The organism is Klebsiella sp. HC6, assembly GCF_022605325.1.
Lineage (GTDB): Bacteria > Pseudomonadota > Gammaproteobacteria > Enterobacterales > Enterobacteriaceae > Klebsiella > Klebsiella terrigena.
Map to the genome: position 1 here is coordinate 3,915,048 of NZ_CP093276.1, position 19,003 is coordinate 3,934,050.

Consider the following 19,003-nt stretch of genomic DNA (forward strand, 5'->3'; position numbering starts at 1 on the left):
TTCAGGCTCCTGTTTTTTCAAGTAAACGCCTGAACGCAGCATCAGGAGGGCATACCTCATCAGCCAGTCCAAGCTCCACACCATCAGCAGCCATAAAACAGGCGGCCTGAGTACCTTTAATCACCTTCGCGCTAATCCCCCGATTTCTGGCGACGGTATTCACAAACAATTCCCCCATTGCGTTAATGTCCTGCTGGATGGCATTGAACGCTTCTTCAGAGAGTTCGCGTAATGGCGAACCTTCTGCTTTACGGCTTCCGAAGGTAATGATCGTCACTTTCAGACCGTCGTCTTTAATTCGCTGCGTCCAGTCCAGGTGCATGGTGATAACACCGACGGAACCCACACCGCCGGTCCGGGGAACGGAAATACGGTCAGCAGCACTGGCAATCGCATACGCCGCGGAATACGCATTTTCGGTCAGAATGGCATGGATAGGTTTCGCGCCCCGGGCGTTATAAATTTCATCCACGAGATCAAAACACCCTGCCACTTCACCGCCGGGCGAATCAATATCAAGGCAGATACCGTTAACTTCCGGGTCCGCCAGCGCGGTCAGAAATGACTGGCGGATGCCGTCATAACCGGTCATGCCGCTATATGGTCGCAGACTTCCCAGTTTTTGAACCAGCGTACCGCAGATGGGGATCACGGCTACCCCGGCCACGTTGTCATATCCGGGGTCTCGCTTTGACTCCCGGCCACGTTTGTCGTCGTAGCCGTACCAGTCATCGTCTTCCATCGCCAGAGAGGATTCGATTCTGCTGATACCAAACCGGTCCATGACCGCGGCCATGATGACCTCGGCTTTATTCGGATGAAGGGCCAGCGGCGTATTAAACAGCCGCTGCGCCAGATGAGGTAGATTCACTTTTCCTCCGGATCTTTGATTGTTTCGCTGGCGAACTTGTCCGCCTGCGCCCAGCTGGGTAATGGAAGCCCGCGTTTCAGGCAGGACTCAATTTCCAGCTGTCGTTGGTCCAGCACTTCTTCCCAGTCCTCGCCGACGTTTTCCCCCACTTCAATTTCGAGTGTGGAAAGACCCGCATCCAGACCAAGAATCGCGCCTTTTTTCTCTGCAACCGGATCCACCCAGCCACGGCCTGGCCCCATCCAGCGCGCACGGGAATAGGCAGCACGTGCCTCTACAAAGTCGGGAGCTCCCGATGGCAAAGGCAGGTCCTCGTTATCATGAACTTCCTCTGCAAATGCAGTCAGCACAGGCTGCGCGGTACCCATTGAAAAATCATCACGACGTCGGGTCAGTGTCTTCCACGCTTCCAGCAATGAAGATCGCGCGGAGCTGTAGTTAACATCAGACCAGTCCTGAGTGACCTGCTGCGGAGAAAGCCCGGTACCGGATGAGAAGTTACGCAGCACGGCCGATTCGAACACCTCAAAGTTGCTGTACGGCCGGGCGGCGTTAACCGTTGTGATTTTTTCACCAGGGTAAAGAATTGGCATCCGGGCGCCATTTTGCAGAGTCAGCCGGCGGTCATTGTGAAATTCCACACGGCCATCCTGATAGGCACCCAAACTGGTGTCATCGAAGTTTTCCCCCATCGCAGCCTGAACCATTTCGGAATCGTACGGTGACTCGATATAGGCAGCGAAAATGGCATTCAGAATGGCGGCCTCCAGTTCGCTCTGGTCATATTTCACCAGCATTTTCAGACGCTGAATGACCGGCGTCAGGATGCCATTGCCCCGGTGTTGAGCACCCCGCTCATGGTCGAAATCATGGACGACATGCGGACGCCCCCAGGAGGTTTCGCGAGGTATACGCCGCCATGTCATGGTTTTGGCGCCGCTCCACCAGTCACCGATATGCGCCTCGCGGATGTGATAAGCAATCGGCGCGCCGTCATCATCAATCTCCACGCCACCGCGAATATTCGGCATATCAAAATTCTGCTGCGGGTTACTGAGTCTGTCCGGATCGACAACCTGAATTGTTGTGGCGTATCGCCCCCTGCCGCGCCCTAACCGATCCGGGCGATACTGGAGGACCATCAACGCATCCCCGTCAATAAGTTTGTGGCGGAAGGCCAGACGCAACATCTGAGGAACCGTTATCTTACGTTCAACATCGCAGTACCGCCCGGTGTCATACGCCCAGGTGCGCCAGTGCGCTTCAAGCGCCTTGCCATACTCTTCCGCCCATGTCGAATCGAAGGCTTTGTTACCTGTGACCATACGCAGCACACGGTAATCGGGTTTCATAATGGGCCGGAAATTGGCGCCGACGGCATTATCCAGAAGGCGGGTTACCGCGCCGTTCGCCCACCCGTCGTTACGGACCAGGTCACGGGCGCGGGAAACAATGCGATCGCGATAGATGTTGATTTCGTTGTCTGGCGACCATAACGCTGGCTGCCAGTTCGCAAGCTGATCACTAAACGAATCGGCGGCGTCATAAGGTACCCGACTGCCGCCCGTCAGCATGCTGGGCCGCGGTGCGCGATACGGAGTACCATCCGGGCCAAGAATTTGCACTTTATTCATCAGAATCGAAACCTCACTGGCTTCCGCGGTCTCGCGACGATCCCCAGTTGCGCCTGCAGTAACTGAATCAGCGCCAGCAGGTCAGCCAGAGAACTTTGCTGATAAGACACCGACCGTGTCCCGTCTCCCTGCGAATAGGAAAATGAAACACCGCGACTCCCGGTTGTTAAATCAATGTATGCCTGCTGAGCTTTCTGCAGGGCGTCCCTGAGCTGCTCATCAGTCATCGAGCCAGCCAGCAGACTGGTATTCCGGTTGAACATGGTTTTCCTTATTGCGGCAGGAGTTTAGAAATTTGCTTACGCTTAACGGGCGCCGGTTCTTCAATAACCGCGCCGGGTAACTCGTAGCTGATTTTTTCTTCTGGTACGGCAGGTGCCGGCAGGAATTTTTCAGGGTTGGCTTCGAGGTTGGCGGCTCGAACGTTGAGTTTTAATCCCATATGTTTGAGCCCGCATAACGCAGCATAGCTATAAACGAGGCAGTCGAGCGCTTCGTTCGCCCGCCCAGGTATCTGTTCCCAGACACTGAAGCGCTGGCCGGCAGTCACTTTGTAAACAAGACGTTCGGCCAGCAGCTGGTTGAAATACCCCAGATCACGGTCATCCGGGAAATGCATATAACCCGCCGAAGCTGCGCCCGGCGCAGGAGGGTCCAGGTGGAGGCGACCGCGCACCACATCCTTGGCAGAGTTCACACCGATGATAATTGGCCGGAAAGTGGCTTTGCTTTTCGATGTCGGGCGCTTTGTCGGCCAGACCGGGTTACGCCTGCCGCTCTGAGCAGACTCACCTTTGATCGCCCATACACGACGCCCTAAACGTTCCTTAGCAAATTCGTAAACCTTTTGCGTGTGGTGGCCGCCGGAGTCCATGCATGTCGCCATGATGTTTAGTCCACGACCATCACCCCGGCGCCAGATCTGTTTCAGGTACGCATCGAGTCGTTTCCAGGGCTCATCCGTTTCCAGATCGCCATAAATCACATCGTGGGAAACCGACCATGACTCCTCATCCCTTCCCCAACCGGTGATCGTGATTTCGAAACGATCATCCTGGGTATCTACGCCTGCAGTTAACAAAGCCACGCCATCAGGAACGATGGCCGGGAATACTTCACGACGCGCCAGCAGAATATCAACCGGCAGCTGCTTGCCGTGGTTGGGTCTGTGTGGCAATCCCATTTGTGTGTTCCACCAGGCTTGCTCTTTATCCGGATCCCCCTTCGCCTTGATATATTTTCCCGCGATATCCGACGGTTTATCTTTCTGCCAGGGGCTGAACAGTTTGGAGGCCTGATAACCGGCGTGGTGGTTATCGACAGCCTCTTTGCCGCAATCCGGACAAATTGCCCGGTAGACCGCATGCCGTGGTGATTCAGACCATTTCCAGACAGCAGCCACACTATTTTCGTCATTCGCCCGCCAGGCGAGATCGTACTCAAGCAACGGGGAATGTCGCGCACCACAGCACTCAAACGGCCGGGTCTGGTGCCAGCGAATGGTTTGTAACGCCCGGAGTCTTTCACCTTCAGACCATCCTGCGCCGCAGCATTCACAGTGGATCATGGCTGATTTCGTCAGGTGTTTATCACCCTCTTTCGGCCACTGAACGTGTTTGAAAAAATCCAGAAACTGCCGATGCCCGCAGTGCGGACAAATCACAGAGGCCCGGCGCTGGTCAGATTCAGCATAGCTATCTGCAATCCGGCTTTCGTCCTCAACGGTCGGCGAACAGGCGCGGACAGAGAGCCAGGTCAGGCCAAACGTTGCGGTTCGTTCCTCCGCGAGGGTGATCGGATCGCCCTCGCGGGTAATCGGGTATTTATCCACCTCATCCGCCAGTAGAACACGGATAGGTCGGCGTGCCAGGTTGTCCGGGCTACCGGCGCCAGCCAGCGCCAGAAATCCGCCCGTAAACGCCTTATAGAGGATGGTTTCTTTCGAACTCTTCTGTTTTGAATCGCCGATGATTTTCCGTAGAACCGGCGTCACCCGCACCAGCGGGCTGATACGCTCTTTTGAAAACTGCTCTGCCGCCTCTTCTTTCGGCTGAAGGAGCAAAATCGGACATGGGTCGAGGTGAGCGAAATAGCCAAACAGGTTTTCCAGCAATGCCGTTTTCATCAGCTGTGTGCAGCACATCACCGTGACGACATGCACGCCGGATTCAGTCGCCGCCAGCATCGGCCCGCGTGCAATCTCTACGGTCGAAGTCTCCCAGTTCCCTGATGTGCTCCCGGCCTCCTTCGCCAGCTTCCTGTAGTCATCCGCCCATTGCGGCACGCTGATACGCGGCGGCGGTGTCCATCCTTTTCTGACACTCAGTTGAAGTCGTTCAATCTTCAGCTGAGTTAAATTCTGGCTCTCCGAGGACTGAGATATGTTTGTGGACATGTTCGATCAGCACCTCTGTCATCCTGTCCGCCGGCACATCCAGATCAGCAGCCATAAGTGGCGCCACCCGGGAAGGCCAGTTCATCCAGGCATCACGCTGTTGGCGAAAGGCGTTGAAAAGAATCTCCTCGGCGGCGACCAGTTCAATCGTCTGGCCACTGTCTTTTTCATACTGTAGTTTGGCCAGCAGAGCCATATAGTTTTCGCGCACCCGCGCGGCTTCCTCCCGGGTGAGATCAGCACCTTCGGTGAGGATGATTTTTCTGGCGGTGTCTTCAATTTCGTCATCGCCATCATCAATAACCGCCGGCGTTTTCTTTTTCTTCGCGTTCGATGCACGCGGATCCTTTCCGTCGCGATTTTTCTTCAGCGCTGCATCGCTCGCCTCAACATCAATCAGGTCACCGTCCATCACAATGAAACGGCCGGCTTTAATCCAGCGCCCAATTGTTTTGCGATCGACACCCGAGTGCTGCGCATACTGGCTCTGATTCATCGTGGTCATGGGACATCACCTGGGACATTTTGTAGTTGGGACATTTACCTGGGACATTTTTGCAATGTCCCACACGAATGTCCCACTGGAATAAATGGAATAATCCGTGCTGGCTCTGGCGTGGCTGGCGATCCTTTGAGGTGGGACATGGGACACAAAATAAAAAGTTGTAGCTACAAAAACACCGCGGCGCGCAATGCCCGTGCCTTACAAAAGTCTCAGGAAGGACCCAAACCCCAGGGGAGGGGTCACCTCGCCGTCCGGATCGCGTCAGCGATGGCACGGCTCAGCGCGCCGGGCATCAATGCTTCCGCCATAGTTCGTGAGCGGTCCATGTACCCAAGTACCGGCGTTACGGGCAGAGCATCACCAAACCTCACCAGCAGCTTAGGAGAGCGCTGTTTCGGCTTCGGCCTGCGCGTACCATTCGCTGAACGTTTTGCCCGTTTCTTCTTCGCCTTCTTCGGCTTCCTGCGCTGCCAGACAGCGTTGACGCCATTCACCTCACCGACGAACACATTTGGCTTCGCTTTCATCTGTGAAAGCTTATTGCGCGGCATGTTGCCGTACTTGTTCAGTTTGATGTTCTTCGGGTTGAGTAGCGCCTGGCTGTTCAGCTTATGCTCACCACCAAACTCGAACGGCTCCAGATACTCGGCGGCGATATCACGCACATAAACCTTCGCTCGGAGGTTGTTCTTTCTGGCCCCCAATGAGCCCACTGCATTAACCGTGAACGGCGTCGGCGATTCCAGCTTTCGACCCAGCGCTACTTTTTGCGCTGTGGCAATTTCTCGCACGACCGTTGTCATAGCCTGAGCAGTGGCGAAGGGTATTTGTTTCTGCAACTGCGTTAACTGGCGGGAAAGATCCTTCAGAGTTGCCATGTTTACCCACCATTGGTTAAAGCCATTAAAAAAGCCACCCGAAGGTGGCCTTTTGAGAGCTATGTCACATATTCACATGGTGATTTATGAGTCAGCCTTTAAAAATAAAGCTGTATTGAACCACGCCGGGATAATCAACACTCATAAACAACTTACTTTCTAATGCGACCTCTTTTCCTGATTCAATTCGATCAGCCATGGCACGCAAAATTGTTGCTGTATGTGGCGTAAACTTTAATTCTAAATCTTGACCAGGTTGTAGCTGTTCTAGCATTTCCTCTAGTGTCATTTGATTCTCCTTAGAAACTGAAAAGATTAAACATCAATATCTATTTAGCATCATTTCCATAGATTTAGTAGAGGTATCAGATATCAATTCATACACTTTGTGTATTATTCCTGCGACTGGCTTACCGCTCGGTAGTAGGCTTGCCAGCGATATTTATCTAACCGGAGCTGCCGAAGACACTGAGCTGTTTCGATATCAGCTTGCAGGTCTTCGTCGCTGTCTTTTCCGGCGTCACTTACCTTGCACGGCGGGCTCATCAAATCCGGGGATGGCGTTGGCAGCGTCGATGGCACGCTGGCGCAGCTGCACAGCATCATCGTCAAACCTGCACACAGTACGATTCGGAGATTGGACATATTTCACCACGTCGCGGGTTATGGTTCGGTAGATGACCTTGCCCTCTTCTGTAGCGGCAGCGGCCTTTTGTTCTACCGGCTGAATAGCTTTTTCGGCTTTCTCTTTCTTCTTAGCTGCCTGAGCGTTGATATGGTCAGCGTGAGAATTCCAGCCAGAGCGCCATGAAATGACGCAGGACGCCAGCAGGATAACCACTGCGCAGATAATGGCGGTTAAGCGGCTCATTGGTCCAATCCCCAGCATGTCAATGCGCTTTCCTGGTCACGCCGTTCAACTTGACCGTAGCAGCCGTTCTTCTGGCCTTTGGTCAGCCGGCAGTCACGACCACCGTCTTTAATCCACCAACGGATCGCTTCACAGGCACCCTTACGGTCTCCGGCATTGATCCGCTGATAGAACGTCGAGGGAAAACATTTACCGGGGCCGATGTTGTACGGGCAGAAACTGGCGATGCCGACTTTTTGCGGCGCCGTCAGCGAAACCTTGATGTTCTTGTCTACCCACGCCAGAGCCTTGTTACGCTCGATAGCGTTTACCTGGTCGCATTTGTCCTGGGTTAACTTCATTCCCTGCGTTACGGGCTTACCATCAATGCGAGTAGCACCGCGGCAACTCGTCCAGATCCCGGAACCATCACGGTATGACGTCAGGCTGTTGCCCTCTTTCTCATTCAGGAACTGATCCATGAGAACGGGAGCTGATGCGCCGGCGGCAATAAGCGCCAGCATGGCCGCGCTGAGTTTTGTCTTCAGGTTAGTCATCTTAGTTATCCTGCGGTGGTGGACCGCCATAGCCACGATCAAGGGACTGTTGATACATCTTCGTCCAGCGGCGCTTGAAGTAGAGATTGGTCAGGTAGGTGGCGACGCCAATTATCACGCCGCTAGCCAGGGCTATAAAATTCCAGTCCAGCCCGTGAAACCAGTCGTAGGTTCGCGCCAAACCAGTACAGATAAGGCCGCCTGACGTGCAGTACGAGGCCGCCGAAAATATTTTGTCAGGCATTTTCATAGTCTCCACCTCGCGTAGTTAGCGGGTGCTGTGTTTGAGGTTTAAAAGTCCACCAGCTAGGTGGTATTGAGGAAATATGCTAAGAATTAACTTCCTAACGAAAAATACTCATTTTTCACTCAGTTCTTTATTTGCGGGTTTTAATATGAATCTACGTTTATCCATTCCCTTAGCTCTTTGCTTTTTTGCCTCTCAGGGTTTTGCCGCACAACTCACCCAAGCTGATTGCAACTACGCAATAGAAAAGCTCAAAGCGTTTAACGCCGATGGAAACGCTCATCCGGGGAAAAGAACCACCTTCGAGGAGAAGGCAACCTATGCATATGCGGAAGCTTGCGAAAATAGTGGTTTGGCCACGATTTATGGGTATTTGCGAGAAGCGCCAGAGGCTTCTCCTGAAGTGACTAAATTTTGTCAGGACAACGCAAAGAGTCGAGGTGAGGCTGAACACTGCCTTGCTACAGGGAAATTGGATAACTAGATAACTATAGCAACGCAGCCATAAGATTTAGTTTTGTAATATGAATCACGGCGATATGACAGGGGTACTGATGCATTGCATCTTGCGAATACCCCTGTCGTATCGCCGGAAAGCAAAAACCCCGCGCTGGCGGGGTTCTCGTTATAGTCAAATTGTCGCTTTTACCGCTGCCGAGTGGCGCAGCTCTGCCAAGCATGAATGGATTATCTAAATTTCTGGCCCATTTTCAATACTAACACCAAAAAATAGCACTAATAGCTAAAATAACTCTTATTCCTCTTCCGCCAAAAGTTTACGGGATGACAGAAAGACCTTCGCTCTGAATATCTCCAGACACCAGCGTACGCGCTTCCGCGCCTCACCATCAGTGAGCCACGGCGCGACAACCCTAACCTCCCTGGTGATATCTGATATTTTCTTACGCGTGGTGTAATAGTGAAGCCCGACGACATACACCGGATCGTTTGTTTCAAATGCCAGCAGCACAGATTGCTCAACAAAATCGACGTCGTCATTATGCATAGCAGTATCAATGACGCTGACAGGCATTTGAGGCCATAGAATCGCGTGAGCACGCTTCAGCGCCAGTGGCCCCTGATACCCCTCAGCCCTGGCCTGAGTCAGCGCTACAGTAAAACGTTCCAGCGCTTTATCTGACCAGCGCGCCCCTCTTAGGACATTCCAGCAAGCGTGCTCTCTCGGCATCCGGGGAGATGTACCGCCTCGTATCCCTTCCCCCCATGTTGTAAGAAGCGATTTAATCCAGGATGACTGAATGCCATTCAATAACATACATTTGCCCAGCCAGCTTTTGCGCGGGGCAGCGGCGATGGTTTCTAATCCTGCATTGTGTAGGCGACGTTGACGTGGTGTCATTTTGTTCTTCTCCTTACGCCAGAACGCCGAGCGCATAAGCCCGGTCCAGCAGTTTAATAATCAGCTCCGGCTGGGTACCGTATTCGCGTTCGAATGCCCGTGGATTTTCATGCAGCTGGCGGTGATGTTTTCGGCAAAGCGGGATCGTAAAAATATCGTGGGCTTTTGTACCGACGCCACCCTGCCCCCAGCCAATAAGATGGTGAGCATCATCCGCGGACTGGCCACAACACATGCAGGCTTGAGTTTTTACCCACGTAAGAAAATCAGGGGATACCCAGCGAATACGTTTAGGCCTGGCAAAAAACGTTGAAGGGGCTTCCGGGTCAACGAGCACACCTAAAATTGGTTCCTGAGGCTCCGGGGGTAATTCTGGTGGTGCGGTAGGCGCAGGAGGCATTAAAGCCAGCCGCTCCTTCAAAATGCTGGTGGATGGTACGGACGGCATAATATCGCTTTCGCGGTAGACGGACTGAAACCCTTCGCTCTTCAACTTCAGAGAACGTCGGGCCATTTCCTCTGTGATTTCGCTGCCAATACCCTCGCAGACTGCCCACCAGCACAATTCAGCGAGGGAAAGCATACGTTCTTTGTTGTATCCCAGATAAATCAGTGCCGTATCAATAATCCAGTCAGCAGTGTTCGACATAACAAGATTATCGAGCGTTTGCGTGGTCTGATTGCGAAGATGGTTATCACAATGCCAGCAGGCACGTATCGCCCCGGGACCATGTCTGAAATTTACCAACTCGGGATGATGATACGTTGAATGCGGCCACTGGCAGTGCTTAACCGTACGTTCAAGCCACGCTTCCAGGGCATTGACTCCCCCGGCAGCTGCAATGACCCGCTCATTCATGAAAAAGGATTTGAGCTCTTTATCATCCCGCAGCGGTTGTCTGGCATCAGCCAGCCGTCCGCTAGGCAGAGCGTCCATATACTCGGGCGGCAATTCCACCAGCACTCGGCCTTTGCCAAAGAGGGACATCAGTTCGCCCCCAGGCTTCAGCAACACAACCCCCAGATGTCGGGCAATATCTACTTTCAGCAACGCCCGCATCAGTCCCTCCACATTTTCTGTAAGAAGGTTCTGTCGGCGCGGGGCTCCCTTTCTGACTCGGGTAAAAACACGCTAACCTCCCACGATACAAAATCACGGGATAGGCACTTCTCTACCTGGTAGTTCGCCTTCCGGTAGCGCGCCACCAGCTCCAGTGCCTGCGACTCTGTCAAACCTGTATGCTGAAACCAGCTTCTCTTCATAGCTGGGCCTCATACAGTCGAATGAACTCAATAGCCCTGTCGCGCGCTCCTGGCTCGTTATCAACCATTTCCTGCAGCAGCTGCACGGCGAGCGAGGGCTCTTTATGACCGACGATAGAAATACCGCGGGACATATTAGGGGCGATGGTGATGACCCCTTTTCTGCGCAATGCGCGAAGGTGTTCAGCGGCCGCGTTCGGAGACGCAGCGCCAATCAGATCTGACAGCTCTCTGGCCGTCGGCGGGTAACCGTGTTTTTGGATGAACGCAACAAGGAGATCAAACACCTCCTGCTGGCGCGGGGTCAGTTTCTGGAATGACGAAAGACCAGCGTTGTCGGTATGACTGCCGGTCTGATTTGATTCTGGTTTTACGACGGTTTGCGCCATGGTTTCTCTCCGTGGCGCAGCAGGTATAGGTTGTTCAGGCCTATGACGAGAGTGTAACAGAACCCGGCGGAAGCTGGTAACCAACTCCAGACTTCGCCTTTTCTATCATCTGCGCAAATAACGAGAGAGTCCCCACGATCTCATCTTGATGCAGTGGCATAAACGAAACTGTATCACCGCGACGGTACATCAAAGCGCGCTCACATACCGGAAACGACCTGAGGCGGGCAACAATAACCCCATCATCGCACCTGATTACTACATAGCCGGTGTTCGGCATTTCTTGTTTTTTTCCCACTACAAAATCCCCTCAGCAAACTAGGTCAATCGCCACGCTGAAAATTAATAAAACCAGTCGTCGGCGCTTTCCCACGTTTCCTGCAGGATCTCTTCTATCGTTTCTCTATCGCCGTCAATGCCACCCAAAACACTCAGCCCATCTGTCCCGGCGCGGCGAACTGATAATTTGCAGTCCTCGTATTTTTGGCTTAACCGCCGCAGAAGTTCAGCTTCCAACGCTGGCTCTGCACCATCAGGCAGCGCTTTCTTGCGGTCGATTGTGATTTCAATTCTCATAGTAACCCCGGCCTTGATATACTGTATAAATAAACAGTACACCTAACCCGGGAAATGTTCAATATCTTAAGAGCACAAATTGTTAACTTAATGTCAGGATGGGAAGAAAAAACCCGCCGTAGCGGGTTGAATTGATAAGGTTTATTTTTTGGTGTTCTGTTCGGCCATCTCGATATAACGCGGGTCACTAGCCCGCGGCAACTGGATGCTCTGCTCTCGGTAGTAGCGGACGCGCTCCATGAAGTATTCGCGCAGGAAGTGACTTTTACGGTCTGGACGGTCGAAAGTTTATTGTACTCCGAGAAATACCAGGCTTTCCGGGCTCAAACTTACACTTTCTCACTGCTGATTTAGTTACTGTAAAAAAGACCTCATCACCAGTTGTCTCGACAGAAGTGACTTCCCCCTTTTCATTAACTGAGGCAGCGTATTTTACAGTGCCGCCAATCCCTAGAGCTTTTGCGGAAACAGGATATAACGGGAAAGGACAGCTTATTCGTACAGGTATTGTTTCTTCCGCATTTTCAACAGCAAATGCCATGTTTGATATAAGTCCAGCACAAATCAGAAGAGGTATTTTTTTCATCGAAGGTACCAATTGTTATGTTTTTGAGCGAAGAACGGCATGTTCAGATGTTCTTTTTATGCAACGCCAGAAGTTGCAAGCTCGACCTTAACCTTGTCCTGCTCATCCGGGATTTTGGCTGCGATGCTCCACTGTGACATAAAAAGACCCTCAAGATGAGGGTCTTTAACTACATACACCCCCGCAAACGGGGGAAGATGATTGCTTTATCAAAAAGCATCACTTGCATTACCCAATAACCCCCACATCGCGGGGGGAAGTATATTGCTACTATAGCTCTTTTTCAGTATGACACTATACCGCCTAACTCTTCTAACACATTTCAGGAAGATTAGCCCTTACTAGGGCCTAGGCAAAAGGCTGCGGGACTGCATTACCGCAGCGCGCAACCTGCTTGCCCTTCACGTACTTCACGCCGCGGTAGTCCCGGTCGATGATGTACCAGTCCGGTAACCCTCATGGTTAATTGAGAAACAATAAACCCGCCGAAGCGGGTTTAGATTTTTATTTACGCTGCCTTCTTAGAAGAGCAGTTGCAAAGAGGAATAGGGAAAGGTCTTCCCTTCTTCGCGTGACGTACCACCCCATCTACACATACGGTGTAGCGGAAAATGATCTCGCAAGAACTTCCACATTTGCGACAGGTTCCCATAGCCATGGCTTCTGTTTCCCTGCATACCTGTAAACCCATACAGATTGCACTTTGTTGGGAGAACCACTACACTTCGCCTGTCAAAGAAGAGTGTTGTGGTTGGATTACCTCCATACTCAACGGAATGTGTTAGCGCACTTTCCGCCCCCCGAAAGCCCTGTTAGCGCAGGGCTTTCAATTAAATATTTACTATTCATTTTTTACTAATTAATAATTATTTAAATAAAATTAGTTACTCATACTGAACAAAAGAAAATTGTAAATCTGAAGGTAACACCATGCTGTCATCCCCACCTGATTTATATGTCATAAATTCAAGCTGATACCGCTTATACAAGCGTTCTTCTTTACGAGTAAATTGATCCTCTTGCAAATCCAATACAGTTTTGACTTCAACATTTTCAATACCTTGAAGTATTAGACGTAATTGTTCCTTCAATGCATCTAGTTTAGGTTTCATTTCCCTATTAAACCTCTTGTGCTCAGCGCCATTTTCTAGAGATGGGGTGACAATAAGTGCTGACACGGTGTAGCGTTCAGCTTTATCTATTTGTTTAAATGGTGTTATATGGAAAAACACACCTGCACATTTATCAACAAGTGTCTGATCTGAGTAAAATTTTTCAAGCAACTTTTTCTTGCTTTTTAATCTATCGTTCCATTCATCAGGAAACACTGGCTGTCTAATTCGTTCAGTTAACCAATTTAACATTGTCTCAAGACCGAAAACTGGCCATTTGACATCAGGAATTATTGATGATTGCAGAAAAATATCCCGTCTCATATGAGTTATTGCTAAGGCATTAGTTTCAAAAAAAACCTGTTCTCCTTTGACATTTAAGGGAAAATGGTATTTACGCGGGTTTTTGCAATATTTGAAATTGCCATCGCCATCATTTTTGCTGCATTTCCAACACACAACTAAATTAACCCAAGGCTCCTGGGTAAAGTTTTCAGAGATCAATGCACAATCGTACAAAACAGGAACAAAATAGACTTCATTGACATCGGCAGTTGATATCAAAAACTCTTTGAGTTCTAAGGGTATATACTCAAGCAACCTTATGTTCTGGGATAAGCAAACAAAGGACCCCCTTTCCCAACCAGCTTTTATAAATTCGTCTCTACTTTGTTCCATTGAAAACTCACTTAACTAAACATTAAGAAAGAAGTTGTCTTTTGTAAAAACCATCTATTTCAGTATAATATTTTTCGTAAGCTGAAATCATTAACTCAATAGACAAAGGTTGTGTTGTAAAGGCTTGAGTAAAATCATCTTTTCGCCCCTTACCAAATGTCATCTTTGAGATAAAAGGAGCATGCCCATCATCAATCTCTTCACTAAATTTTTTTAGGACTTCTAAATTAGTCATTACTTTAGCATGAGGAGTTGAATCAGGTTTTTCCTCCCAATTGTACAGTGTTTTTCTCTCAACATTCAATACACTTGCCCACTGTGCTTTTTTAAACCCAAATTCACGCTGTAATTTAGCACTTAAAACAAGAATAGGTGATTTAATACCTTTAAGGTCCGTTTCTGAATACACGACCTCATTAGACTTAACCCGCTCGTTAATCTTATTCCCAACATCAAACTGATCAAGTGTTGATGTTGCATCACTGTTAAATGAAAAACTAGCAATAGCCAAAAACATGATGACTTTCATAAAGCCAATAGTACTCCAGCCAGTTTTTTCATCCACTTCCGAAAAAGAAAGATAGGTTTTATCGTTCTGTTCAAATTCTTTATAATCAACAAATTCCATAGTGGCTCCTTATGTATTCACAATTCCACTGTAAAATTTATTAGCACAATCTCTCAAGGAAGACAATATACCAACCACTCTATCCTTGTCGAATTTCACTAACGACTTATCTGGCTTGTGAGAGTCAAGGTCTAGATGAGCCCAAGGGCCTTCACATATCTCACTTTTACTATTTAGCGTAACAGAAAACTGTTCCAGGTCTGGTGGTAACCTGGACCCATTCACAGTTACGCCACTATTCAGATTCATCCAGCCTGCATCAGTTTGATACTTGGCCGATAAATTTGAACCAGCACCCTTATATGATTCTAACATAGGTTGCAAGAACTCATATCTCTTGAATGCAAGTGGAAAGGCTCGCTCACCAGAATTAGAAAATTTATTTAAAAACCTCATACCAATAAATCCGGTGTAATATATTGGAAAAATCGGAGCAAGCCTCTCTAGAATAGCTATCAATCTAAGTTCAAAACTCTCAAAATTAACATACGAATCAGTATATAAGTATATATCACTAGTAGTAACCCTCACCCCCCAATTGCGTTCGGCAGAGACCAGCGTGATACTAGGTATTTCAACCTTGTTTACTTTTTGCCCTTCCGGTCCGAACTGTACCTCGAACGTTGTGGTATCATCCCTTTGGTCTAAAAATGGATAGGCCTCTCTAAGCTGCTCCTGAATGGCATCTCTAACTTGCGCAAATTTTGTATTTGTAACGTTACCAAACTGCACTCTAGCCAAAACGAATACAAGATCGTTACTCATTTTCCTTCCCTCAGGTTTATCTTTCCTTCATTTTTACACACTTTTAGAGCACCTGCATAGCTTTTTACACACTTTTTCTTGGCATACCCATATAGCTCCTTTCTTACGACGCAGGGCCGATCGCCGGCAAAATTATCAACGATGATTTCTCTCACGCGTATTTCTCCATGACGTTAGCCAGCGAACGGGCCGCGGCGATAATTGACGATACCGGCATTTTTTCCAACCACATGCGGTTGATATGGTGCTGCAGTCGGCGCTGGTGGTGCGTAGGGAGCTCCCCGGCACTGTCTACCTGAGCAAAAACCATTGCGACTTCAGCGGGCCAGACGGTTTCAGGCACATCCACCAGCAGAAGCCCTTCCAGCTCTACTATGCGTTTGCAGGCATATTCCAGTGAGGGTTCCACTATTTCACCCCCTGCGGGGCGGCTGCGAACATGGCGGCGCGGCAAGCGTCATCCTCACCAGATAGCCCGACAAACGTCTGATGCCAGTTATTAGCGAGCAACTCCCATTGCTCGGCTGTTAGTGGCGCGTATTCGCGCGCATCCTTCAGCAGCTCAGCCAAGGCTTCAGCTTTGAGTTTATTCCGCACTTCTACCGGCGCTGGCTGCGCGTGGCGATAGAGCGTGACATCTGCTGGATCTGAGTTCTGCTTGCCCCACAGGTACGCAGTTTCCCTTCCTCGGTCGATGTAGCCCAGGTTGCGCTGGTCGGTATACGCCACCGGCTCGCTGTCCACCCCTTCCAGACGCGCTAGCGCATACTCAGCAAGCTGCAGGTCAGCCAATATTTCTTCGCGCGCGCTTTCGAATGCATGCTGGCGTGACGCCATTTTCAACGCTTTGACGTTTTCACGGGCGCGTTCAAGCAATTGCTCTCTGGTTAATTTGCTGGTCATTGGTCATTTACTCCCGTCATAATTGTGAACGCAGAGAAACTAGGATTGCCGCGAATAATTGACGTAGCATCTGCAAATGCTTTTATGTGTCTACCTTTAAAGGTCAGCGTGGTAGTGCAGCAGCCAATGCCATTCTCTTCGCTGTTTTCATAGGCGAATGAGGCAACCATCGGCATGTTATGAGCTTTGCAAATATCGATAATCTGGCGCATCAGCGGGCTGATTTTTTCGTCGTAAACGCTTTCGAGGTTGTAGTGTTCGGGTTGTTCAGCCATCACTCAGTCTCCCACTTGATGCCGGCGGTAATTGATATCAGGACATCACCAAATCCTGTGATGTAGCTAATTCGTCCCTTGCGCTGCAATGCTCCGATTGCCTCAAGCCGCCGCACCTGCTCTATTTCCAAATCGTGGCCGCCAGATTCAGGGTCATCGCAGTATTCTGCGAAGCGGTGTAATGCTGCTATGTCGGCATCAGTAACAAACGAGCGAAACGGTTCAATGGTGACTGTGCGGCCCTCTTTGTGCCGCAGCAGTTCCCGTAGACATGACAGCTCGAATTCGTGGTTGATGCTCAGCGTAAATCCGCCAGGCATGGTATTGATGGCATGCTCGATCTGCTTGATGCGTGCTCGTACCGTTTCAATGGTTACAGGTTTCATGCGGCACGCTCCCCGGGAAGTAACTGCATCCCATCAGCCAAGGTTTTCTCCAGGCGCGATAACACGCTACGCAGCCTCTTAACTTCCTCATCTCCGGCAAGTCTTCGAGTAGCTTCCCACAGCGATCTGGTCAGAATGTACATAGGCACGTTTGCGTCAAGACCTAGCGCCACTGCAAGATCGCGTTGAGCGTCGGTGAGCCTTTCTTCGGACTCTTCGCGCCGTTTGCGTTGGCGAGCGAGTTCCTCTGCTCCTTCCTGCTGCACGCTTTGCAATCTCTGCTCCTGAGCGATAATTTCCCGCTCAAGCTTTTCTCGGGAACGATAGGCCCGGCATACCAGATCGGCTATTTCAGCACCATGCTTTTTCATCAGCGTCTGGTCGACAAAATAGGTTTGCAGCACACGGCTTTTAATCTGGGTGCGCTCCACCTGGCGGGTTACTCCATCCATCAGCAACTTCATCCAGGCATCGCGTGGCAGGTTATCCAACTGGCGCATCGTCGGCCCCTTCAGCGTATGCCAACCGGATTCTTTGCGGATCATCAGGCCACAGCCTTCGGGGATGTCCGTTTTCTTCAACAGACCTTCCGGCACAGCAAAGACAACACCTCCGGCATATTTGAAGTATTTGGTGTATTTCCCCGCGGTAACGTCGGCGCGAAAATCGCTAACGCTAACTTTGACCTCATAAACCACCGGACAAAACTTGCTGTAGCTATGCGCCATCGCGTATACATCAGGGCGACAGGTTCCTGATGGGCCGAGCTGCATATCCTCCCAGCAAATGCGCGCTGTGTTTTTTCGTAGATGCTCGGCCAAGTCGTGAGCTAAATCGTTGTGTTTCCAGTTCACACTGCACACTCCTCAAACAGTACATCTCCCTCGATACCGCCCAGGGCATAAACGATCGAACCATCGTCCCGGTATTCGATAGGACTAGCGCTCCAGTCTTCCCCTACAGGGTCTTCGTCATCTCCAACGAGAATAAAACCGCCGGCAGAGGCTACCGCTTCGTAATATTCGCCTTCAGTCCAGTAGCCCTCGGTATCTTTGATGCATTTAACTTTCATGCTGATACCCTCCCGTATCCTGCATATGGCTTTTCTCCGACAAAGGCATCCAGGGCTAAAATGTCTTCAGGATTTTTGACGACATACTCAACAGGCTTATCGTCATACGTGGTGCGATTCTTCTGGACCTTCCAACCACCATCTGTATACGGGCACCGGCGAAACTTCACACCATCACCGCCAGTAACGTACCAGGTCCGAAATTCACCAGTTCGTGGCCCGCTGTAAGTACCGCCTTGAAATTTCTCGGCACCGTCAACGACAAAGCGCCATTTACGTTGTTTGCTCATACAGCTTCCCCCAGCACCCAGCGCAGTGCATCAGCGTATTCACCGCTGGCACCTTCGAGCGCTTTAACTATTTCTTTACGAGATTTGAGGCGAGGTTTTGTGTCTCCCAAAACCGCGCGTTGACGGCGCGATTTTTCGCGCCCTTTTGTGCCGGCGGTCGCCGTTTCGATTTCTGCCACTTTTGCCCGCTGCTCTTCCGGGGGAAGCGTGCCGAGCTGGCGTGCCTGGGTAACTGTGACGGTCCCGGCTTCTACGGCGTCTTTAACTGCCTGAGTGGCATCCAGCAGCGCAAGCGTTGCGCGAACGGTTGGAATACTGACGCCAAACGTCAGAGAAAGGTCTTGCTCATCTTGTCCGCGACCCAGCGCATCGGCCATTTTCTTTGCTCGGCCTAAAGGCGTGTCGGGCTGATAAATTTCGTTGGCACTAACCATCACCTGAGCCAGGCGTGAAGGCGAATCACGCTTCGCTACCGCCGGCACGAGGAGAGGCTTTCTACCTTCCTTACGAAGCCGTTTATTTGCCTCAAGGGTGTTCTTAACCCGCTGACGGCCTTCGACCACGCAGGTTAGAGCTGTCTCAGGATCTTTCCAGACGATAATCGGCTCCAGCACTCCCAGTTTCATGATGTTCAGCACAGTCGGCTCATGGATAGGCAGGTGAACGCGCTCGTCGTAAAGCGGGTGTGTCTTATCAGTCACCAGGTGCAGTTTTTCCGGTTCGAACGTCAGCACGTTGGTTTTGCCACTGGCGCCGTATACATCTTTTGAATTTTTAGCCATG

At 50.6% G+C, this 19,003-nt stretch carries 26 protein-coding genes and 2 pseudogenes; 1 reads left to right on the forward strand and 27 read right to left on the reverse strand.

Annotated elements, in window-relative coordinates; all coding sequences use genetic code 11:
• Position 1 precedes the first annotated feature (1 nt).
• The 10 genes from MMW58_RS18925 to MMW58_RS18970 all read right to left on the reverse strand — a co-directional run bounded on the left by MMW58_RS18925 (position 2) and on the right by MMW58_RS18970 (position 7,940).
• On the reverse strand, positions 2 to 871 hold the full coding sequence (locus MMW58_RS18925) for a S49 family peptidase (RefSeq protein WP_241721856.1): 870 nt from the start codon (positions 869 to 871) through the stop codon (positions 2 to 4).
• Positions 868 to 2,505, reverse strand: coding sequence for a phage portal protein (locus MMW58_RS18930; RefSeq protein ID WP_151351896.1), 1,638 nt, complete (start codon positions 2,503 to 2,505; stop codon positions 868 to 870). The genes MMW58_RS18925 and MMW58_RS18930 overlap by 4 nt, the downstream gene beginning before the upstream one ends.
• Positions 2,505 to 2,768, reverse strand: coding sequence for a gpW family head-tail joining protein (gene gpW, locus MMW58_RS18935; RefSeq protein WP_032735077.1), 264 nt, complete (start codon positions 2,766 to 2,768; stop codon positions 2,505 to 2,507). The genes MMW58_RS18930 and gpW overlap by 1 nt, the downstream gene beginning before the upstream one ends.
• 8 nt (positions 2,769 to 2,776) lie before the next feature.
• Complete coding sequence (locus MMW58_RS18940; RefSeq protein ID WP_241721857.1) at positions 2,777 to 4,900, reverse strand: phage terminase large subunit family protein; 2,124 nt, start codon at positions 4,898 to 4,900, stop codon at positions 2,777 to 2,779.
• The gene (locus MMW58_RS18945) at positions 4,842 to 5,405 is read right to left on the reverse strand and encodes a hypothetical protein (RefSeq protein WP_113807740.1); all 564 of its coding nucleotides are present in this window, start codon (positions 5,403 to 5,405) and stop codon (positions 4,842 to 4,844) included. Before MMW58_RS18945 ends, MMW58_RS18940 begins: the two co-directional genes overlap by 59 nt.
• Before the next feature lie 239 nt (positions 5,406 to 5,644).
• Positions 5,645 to 6,283, reverse strand: coding sequence for a hypothetical protein (locus MMW58_RS18950; RefSeq protein WP_241721858.1), 639 nt, complete (start codon positions 6,281 to 6,283; stop codon positions 5,645 to 5,647).
• 91 nt (positions 6,284 to 6,374) lie between these two features.
• Positions 6,375 to 6,572, reverse strand: a complete 198-nt coding sequence (locus MMW58_RS18955; RefSeq protein ID WP_241721859.1) for a hypothetical protein — start codon at positions 6,570 to 6,572, stop codon at positions 6,375 to 6,377.
• 231 nt (positions 6,573 to 6,803) lie between these two features.
• Positions 6,804 to 7,154 carry a hypothetical protein gene (locus tag MMW58_RS18960; RefSeq protein WP_241721860.1) on the reverse strand — a complete coding sequence of 117 codons (351 nt, stop codon included), beginning with the start codon at positions 7,152 to 7,154 and terminating at the stop codon, positions 6,804 to 6,806.
• Entirely contained in the window at positions 7,151 to 7,690 is a 540-nt protein-coding gene (locus MMW58_RS18965) for a lysozyme (RefSeq protein ID WP_241721861.1), read from the reverse strand. Before MMW58_RS18965 ends, MMW58_RS18960 begins: the two co-directional genes overlap by 4 nt.
• A gap of 1 nt (position 7,691) precedes the next feature.
• Positions 7,692 to 7,940 carry a phage holin gene (locus MMW58_RS18970; RefSeq protein ID WP_151351952.1) on the reverse strand — a complete coding sequence of 83 codons (249 nt, stop codon included), beginning with the start codon at positions 7,938 to 7,940 and terminating at the stop codon, positions 7,692 to 7,694.
• Between the two features lie 76 nt (positions 7,941 to 8,016).
• On the opposite strand from MMW58_RS18970, the gene MMW58_RS18975 reads away from it, so the two are divergent.
• Complete coding sequence (locus MMW58_RS18975) at positions 8,017 to 8,421, forward strand: hypothetical protein (RefSeq protein WP_241721862.1); 405 nt, start codon at positions 8,017 to 8,019, stop codon at positions 8,419 to 8,421.
• Positions 8,422 to 8,691: 270 nt separating this feature from the next.
• Here MMW58_RS18975 and MMW58_RS18980 read toward each other — a convergent pair whose 3' ends face one another.
• The 17 genes and pseudogenes from MMW58_RS18980 to MMW58_RS19065 form a co-directional block, all read right to left on the reverse strand.
• Positions 8,692 to 9,297: a hypothetical protein gene (locus MMW58_RS18980; protein WP_241721863.1), complete on the reverse strand. Its 606-nt coding sequence runs from the start codon at positions 9,295 to 9,297 to the stop codon at positions 8,692 to 8,694.
• Positions 9,298 to 9,310: 13 nt separating this feature from the next.
• Positions 9,311 to 10,357 carry a DUF968 domain-containing protein gene (locus MMW58_RS18985; RefSeq protein ID WP_241721864.1) on the reverse strand — a complete coding sequence of 349 codons (1,047 nt, stop codon included), beginning with the start codon at positions 10,355 to 10,357 and terminating at the stop codon, positions 9,311 to 9,313.
• A 199-nt stretch (positions 10,358 to 10,556) separates the two neighbouring features.
• Positions 10,557 to 10,949 carry a LexA family protein gene (locus MMW58_RS18995; RefSeq protein ID WP_241721865.1) on the reverse strand — a complete coding sequence of 131 codons (393 nt, stop codon included), beginning with the start codon at positions 10,947 to 10,949 and terminating at the stop codon, positions 10,557 to 10,559.
• Between the two features lie 342 nt (positions 10,950 to 11,291).
• Positions 11,292 to 11,525 (reverse strand): DinI family protein, encoded by a 234-nt coding sequence (locus MMW58_RS19000; protein WP_241721866.1) that lies wholly within the window; start codon positions 11,523 to 11,525, stop codon positions 11,292 to 11,294.
• Between the two features lie 141 nt (positions 11,526 to 11,666).
• A pseudogene (locus MMW58_RS19005) lies at positions 11,667 to 11,780 on the reverse strand (DNA polymerase III subunit theta); the annotation flags it as partial.
• A 10-nt stretch (positions 11,781 to 11,790) separates the two neighbouring features.
• Positions 11,791 to 12,111 carry a TonB family protein gene (locus MMW58_RS30350; protein WP_371822942.1) on the reverse strand — a complete coding sequence of 107 codons (321 nt, stop codon included), beginning with the start codon at positions 12,109 to 12,111 and terminating at the stop codon, positions 11,791 to 11,793.
• An 884-nt stretch (positions 12,112 to 12,995) separates the two neighbouring features.
• Positions 12,996 to 13,901 carry a hypothetical protein gene (locus tag MMW58_RS19015; RefSeq protein ID WP_241721867.1) on the reverse strand — a complete coding sequence of 302 codons (906 nt, stop codon included), beginning with the start codon at positions 13,899 to 13,901 and terminating at the stop codon, positions 12,996 to 12,998.
• Positions 13,902 to 13,923: 22 nt separating this feature from the next.
• Entirely contained in the window at positions 13,924 to 14,529 is a 606-nt protein-coding gene (locus MMW58_RS19020; protein ID WP_241721868.1) for a hypothetical protein, read from the reverse strand.
• Positions 14,530 to 14,538: 9 nt separating this feature from the next.
• Positions 14,539 to 15,294, reverse strand: coding sequence for a TIGR04255 family protein (locus MMW58_RS19025; protein ID WP_241721869.1), 756 nt, complete (start codon positions 15,292 to 15,294; stop codon positions 14,539 to 14,541).
• 151 nt (positions 15,295 to 15,445) lie between these two features.
• On the reverse strand, positions 15,446 to 15,703 hold the full coding sequence (locus tag MMW58_RS19030) for a hypothetical protein (RefSeq protein ID WP_241721870.1): 258 nt from the start codon (positions 15,701 to 15,703) through the stop codon (positions 15,446 to 15,448).
• 310 nt (positions 15,704 to 16,013) lie between these two features.
• Positions 16,014 to 16,197 (reverse strand): annotated as a pseudogene (locus MMW58_RS30355) (DUF551 domain-containing protein); the annotation flags it as partial.
• Positions 16,194 to 16,472, reverse strand: a complete 279-nt coding sequence (locus MMW58_RS19040) for a hypothetical protein (protein WP_241721872.1) — start codon at positions 16,470 to 16,472, stop codon at positions 16,194 to 16,196. The gene MMW58_RS19040 and the pseudogene MMW58_RS30355, both read right to left, overlap by 4 nt.
• Positions 16,472 to 16,858, reverse strand: coding sequence for a hypothetical protein (locus tag MMW58_RS19045; RefSeq protein ID WP_241721873.1), 387 nt, complete (start codon positions 16,856 to 16,858; stop codon positions 16,472 to 16,474). Before MMW58_RS19045 ends, MMW58_RS19040 begins: the two co-directional genes overlap by 1 nt.
• Positions 16,855 to 17,712, reverse strand: a complete 858-nt coding sequence (locus MMW58_RS19050; protein ID WP_241721874.1) for an MmcB family DNA repair protein — start codon at positions 17,710 to 17,712, stop codon at positions 16,855 to 16,857. The genes MMW58_RS19045 and MMW58_RS19050 overlap by 4 nt, the downstream gene beginning before the upstream one ends.
• Positions 17,709 to 17,930, reverse strand: coding sequence for a hypothetical protein (locus MMW58_RS19055; RefSeq protein WP_241721875.1), 222 nt, complete (start codon positions 17,928 to 17,930; stop codon positions 17,709 to 17,711). Before MMW58_RS19055 ends, MMW58_RS19050 begins: the two co-directional genes overlap by 4 nt.
• Positions 17,927 to 18,220: a hypothetical protein gene (locus tag MMW58_RS19060; protein ID WP_241721876.1), complete on the reverse strand. Its 294-nt coding sequence runs from the start codon at positions 18,218 to 18,220 to the stop codon at positions 17,927 to 17,929. The genes MMW58_RS19055 and MMW58_RS19060 overlap by 4 nt, the downstream gene beginning before the upstream one ends.
• Positions 18,217 to 19,002 carry a ParB/RepB/Spo0J family partition protein gene (locus tag MMW58_RS19065; RefSeq protein WP_241721877.1) on the reverse strand — a complete coding sequence of 262 codons (786 nt, stop codon included), beginning with the start codon at positions 19,000 to 19,002 and terminating at the stop codon, positions 18,217 to 18,219. Before MMW58_RS19065 ends, MMW58_RS19060 begins: the two co-directional genes overlap by 4 nt.
• Position 19,003 lies beyond the last annotated feature (1 nt).

What these genes read in the sequence shown, in the direction of transcription:
- MMW58_RS18930 (WP_151351896.1), bottom strand. Translation starts at nt 2,505, where the DNA reads ATGAATAAAGTGCAAATTCTTGGCCCGGATGGTACTCCGTATCGCGCA.
- gpW (WP_032735077.1), bottom strand. Translation starts at nt 2,768, where the DNA reads ATGTTCAACCGGAATACCAGTCTGCTGGCTGGCTCGATGACTGATGAG.
- MMW58_RS18940 (WP_241721857.1), bottom strand. Translation starts at nt 4,900, where the DNA reads ATGTCCACAAACATATCTCAGTCCTCGGAGAGCCAGAATTTAACTCAG.
- MMW58_RS18945 (WP_113807740.1), bottom strand. Translation starts at nt 5,405, where the DNA reads ATGACCACGATGAATCAGAGCCAGTATGCGCAGCACTCGGGTGTCGAT.
- MMW58_RS18950 (WP_241721858.1), bottom strand. Translation starts at nt 6,283, where the DNA reads ATGGCAACTCTGAAGGATCTTTCCCGCCAGTTAACGCAGTTGCAGAAA.
- MMW58_RS18955 (WP_241721859.1), bottom strand. Translation starts at nt 6,572, where the DNA reads ATGACACTAGAGGAAATGCTAGAACAGCTACAACCTGGTCAAGATTTA.
- MMW58_RS18960 (WP_241721860.1), bottom strand. Translation starts at nt 7,154, where the DNA reads ATGAGCCGCTTAACCGCCATTATCTGCGCAGTGGTTATCCTGCTGGCG.
- MMW58_RS18965 (WP_241721861.1), bottom strand. Translation starts at nt 7,690, where the DNA reads ATGACTAACCTGAAGACAAAACTCAGCGCGGCCATGCTGGCGCTTATT.
- MMW58_RS18970 (WP_151351952.1), bottom strand. Translation starts at nt 7,940, where the DNA reads ATGAAAATGCCTGACAAAATATTTTCGGCGGCCTCGTACTGCACGTCA.
- MMW58_RS18975 (WP_241721862.1), top strand. Translation starts at nt 8,017, where the DNA reads ATGCTAAGAATTAACTTCCTAACGAAAAATACTCATTTTTCACTCAGT.
- MMW58_RS18980 (WP_241721863.1), bottom strand. Translation starts at nt 9,297, where the DNA reads ATGACACCACGTCAACGTCGCCTACACAATGCAGGATTAGAAACCATC.
- MMW58_RS18985 (WP_241721864.1), bottom strand. Translation starts at nt 10,357, where the DNA reads ATGCGGGCGTTGCTGAAAGTAGATATTGCCCGACATCTGGGGGTTGTG.
- MMW58_RS18995 (WP_241721865.1), bottom strand. Translation starts at nt 10,949, where the DNA reads ATGGCGCAAACCGTCGTAAAACCAGAATCAAATCAGACCGGCAGTCAT.
- MMW58_RS19000 (WP_241721866.1), bottom strand. Translation starts at nt 11,525, where the DNA reads ATGAGAATTGAAATCACAATCGACCGCAAGAAAGCGCTGCCTGATGGT.
- MMW58_RS30350 (WP_371822942.1), bottom strand. Translation starts at nt 12,111, where the DNA reads ATGAAAAAAATACCTCTTCTGATTTGTGCTGGACTTATATCAAACATG.
- MMW58_RS19015 (WP_241721867.1), bottom strand. Translation starts at nt 13,901, where the DNA reads ATGGAACAAAGTAGAGACGAATTTATAAAAGCTGGTTGGGAAAGGGGG.
- MMW58_RS19020 (WP_241721868.1), bottom strand. Translation starts at nt 14,529, where the DNA reads ATGGAATTTGTTGATTATAAAGAATTTGAACAGAACGATAAAACCTAT.
- MMW58_RS19025 (WP_241721869.1), bottom strand. Translation starts at nt 15,294, where the DNA reads ATGAGTAACGATCTTGTATTCGTTTTGGCTAGAGTGCAGTTTGGTAAC.
- MMW58_RS19040 (WP_241721872.1), bottom strand. Translation starts at nt 16,472, where the DNA reads ATGGCTGAACAACCCGAACACTACAACCTCGAAAGCGTTTACGACGAA.
- MMW58_RS19045 (WP_241721873.1), bottom strand. Translation starts at nt 16,858, where the DNA reads ATGAAACCTGTAACCATTGAAACGGTACGAGCACGCATCAAGCAGATC.
- MMW58_RS19055 (WP_241721875.1), bottom strand. Translation starts at nt 17,930, where the DNA reads ATGAAAGTTAAATGCATCAAAGATACCGAGGGCTACTGGACTGAAGGC.
- MMW58_RS19060 (WP_241721876.1), bottom strand. Translation starts at nt 18,220, where the DNA reads ATGAGCAAACAACGTAAATGGCGCTTTGTCGTTGACGGTGCCGAGAAA.
- MMW58_RS19065 (WP_241721877.1), bottom strand. Translation starts at nt 19,002, where the DNA reads ATGGCTAAAAATTCAAAAGATGTATACGGCGCCAGTGGCAAAACCAAC.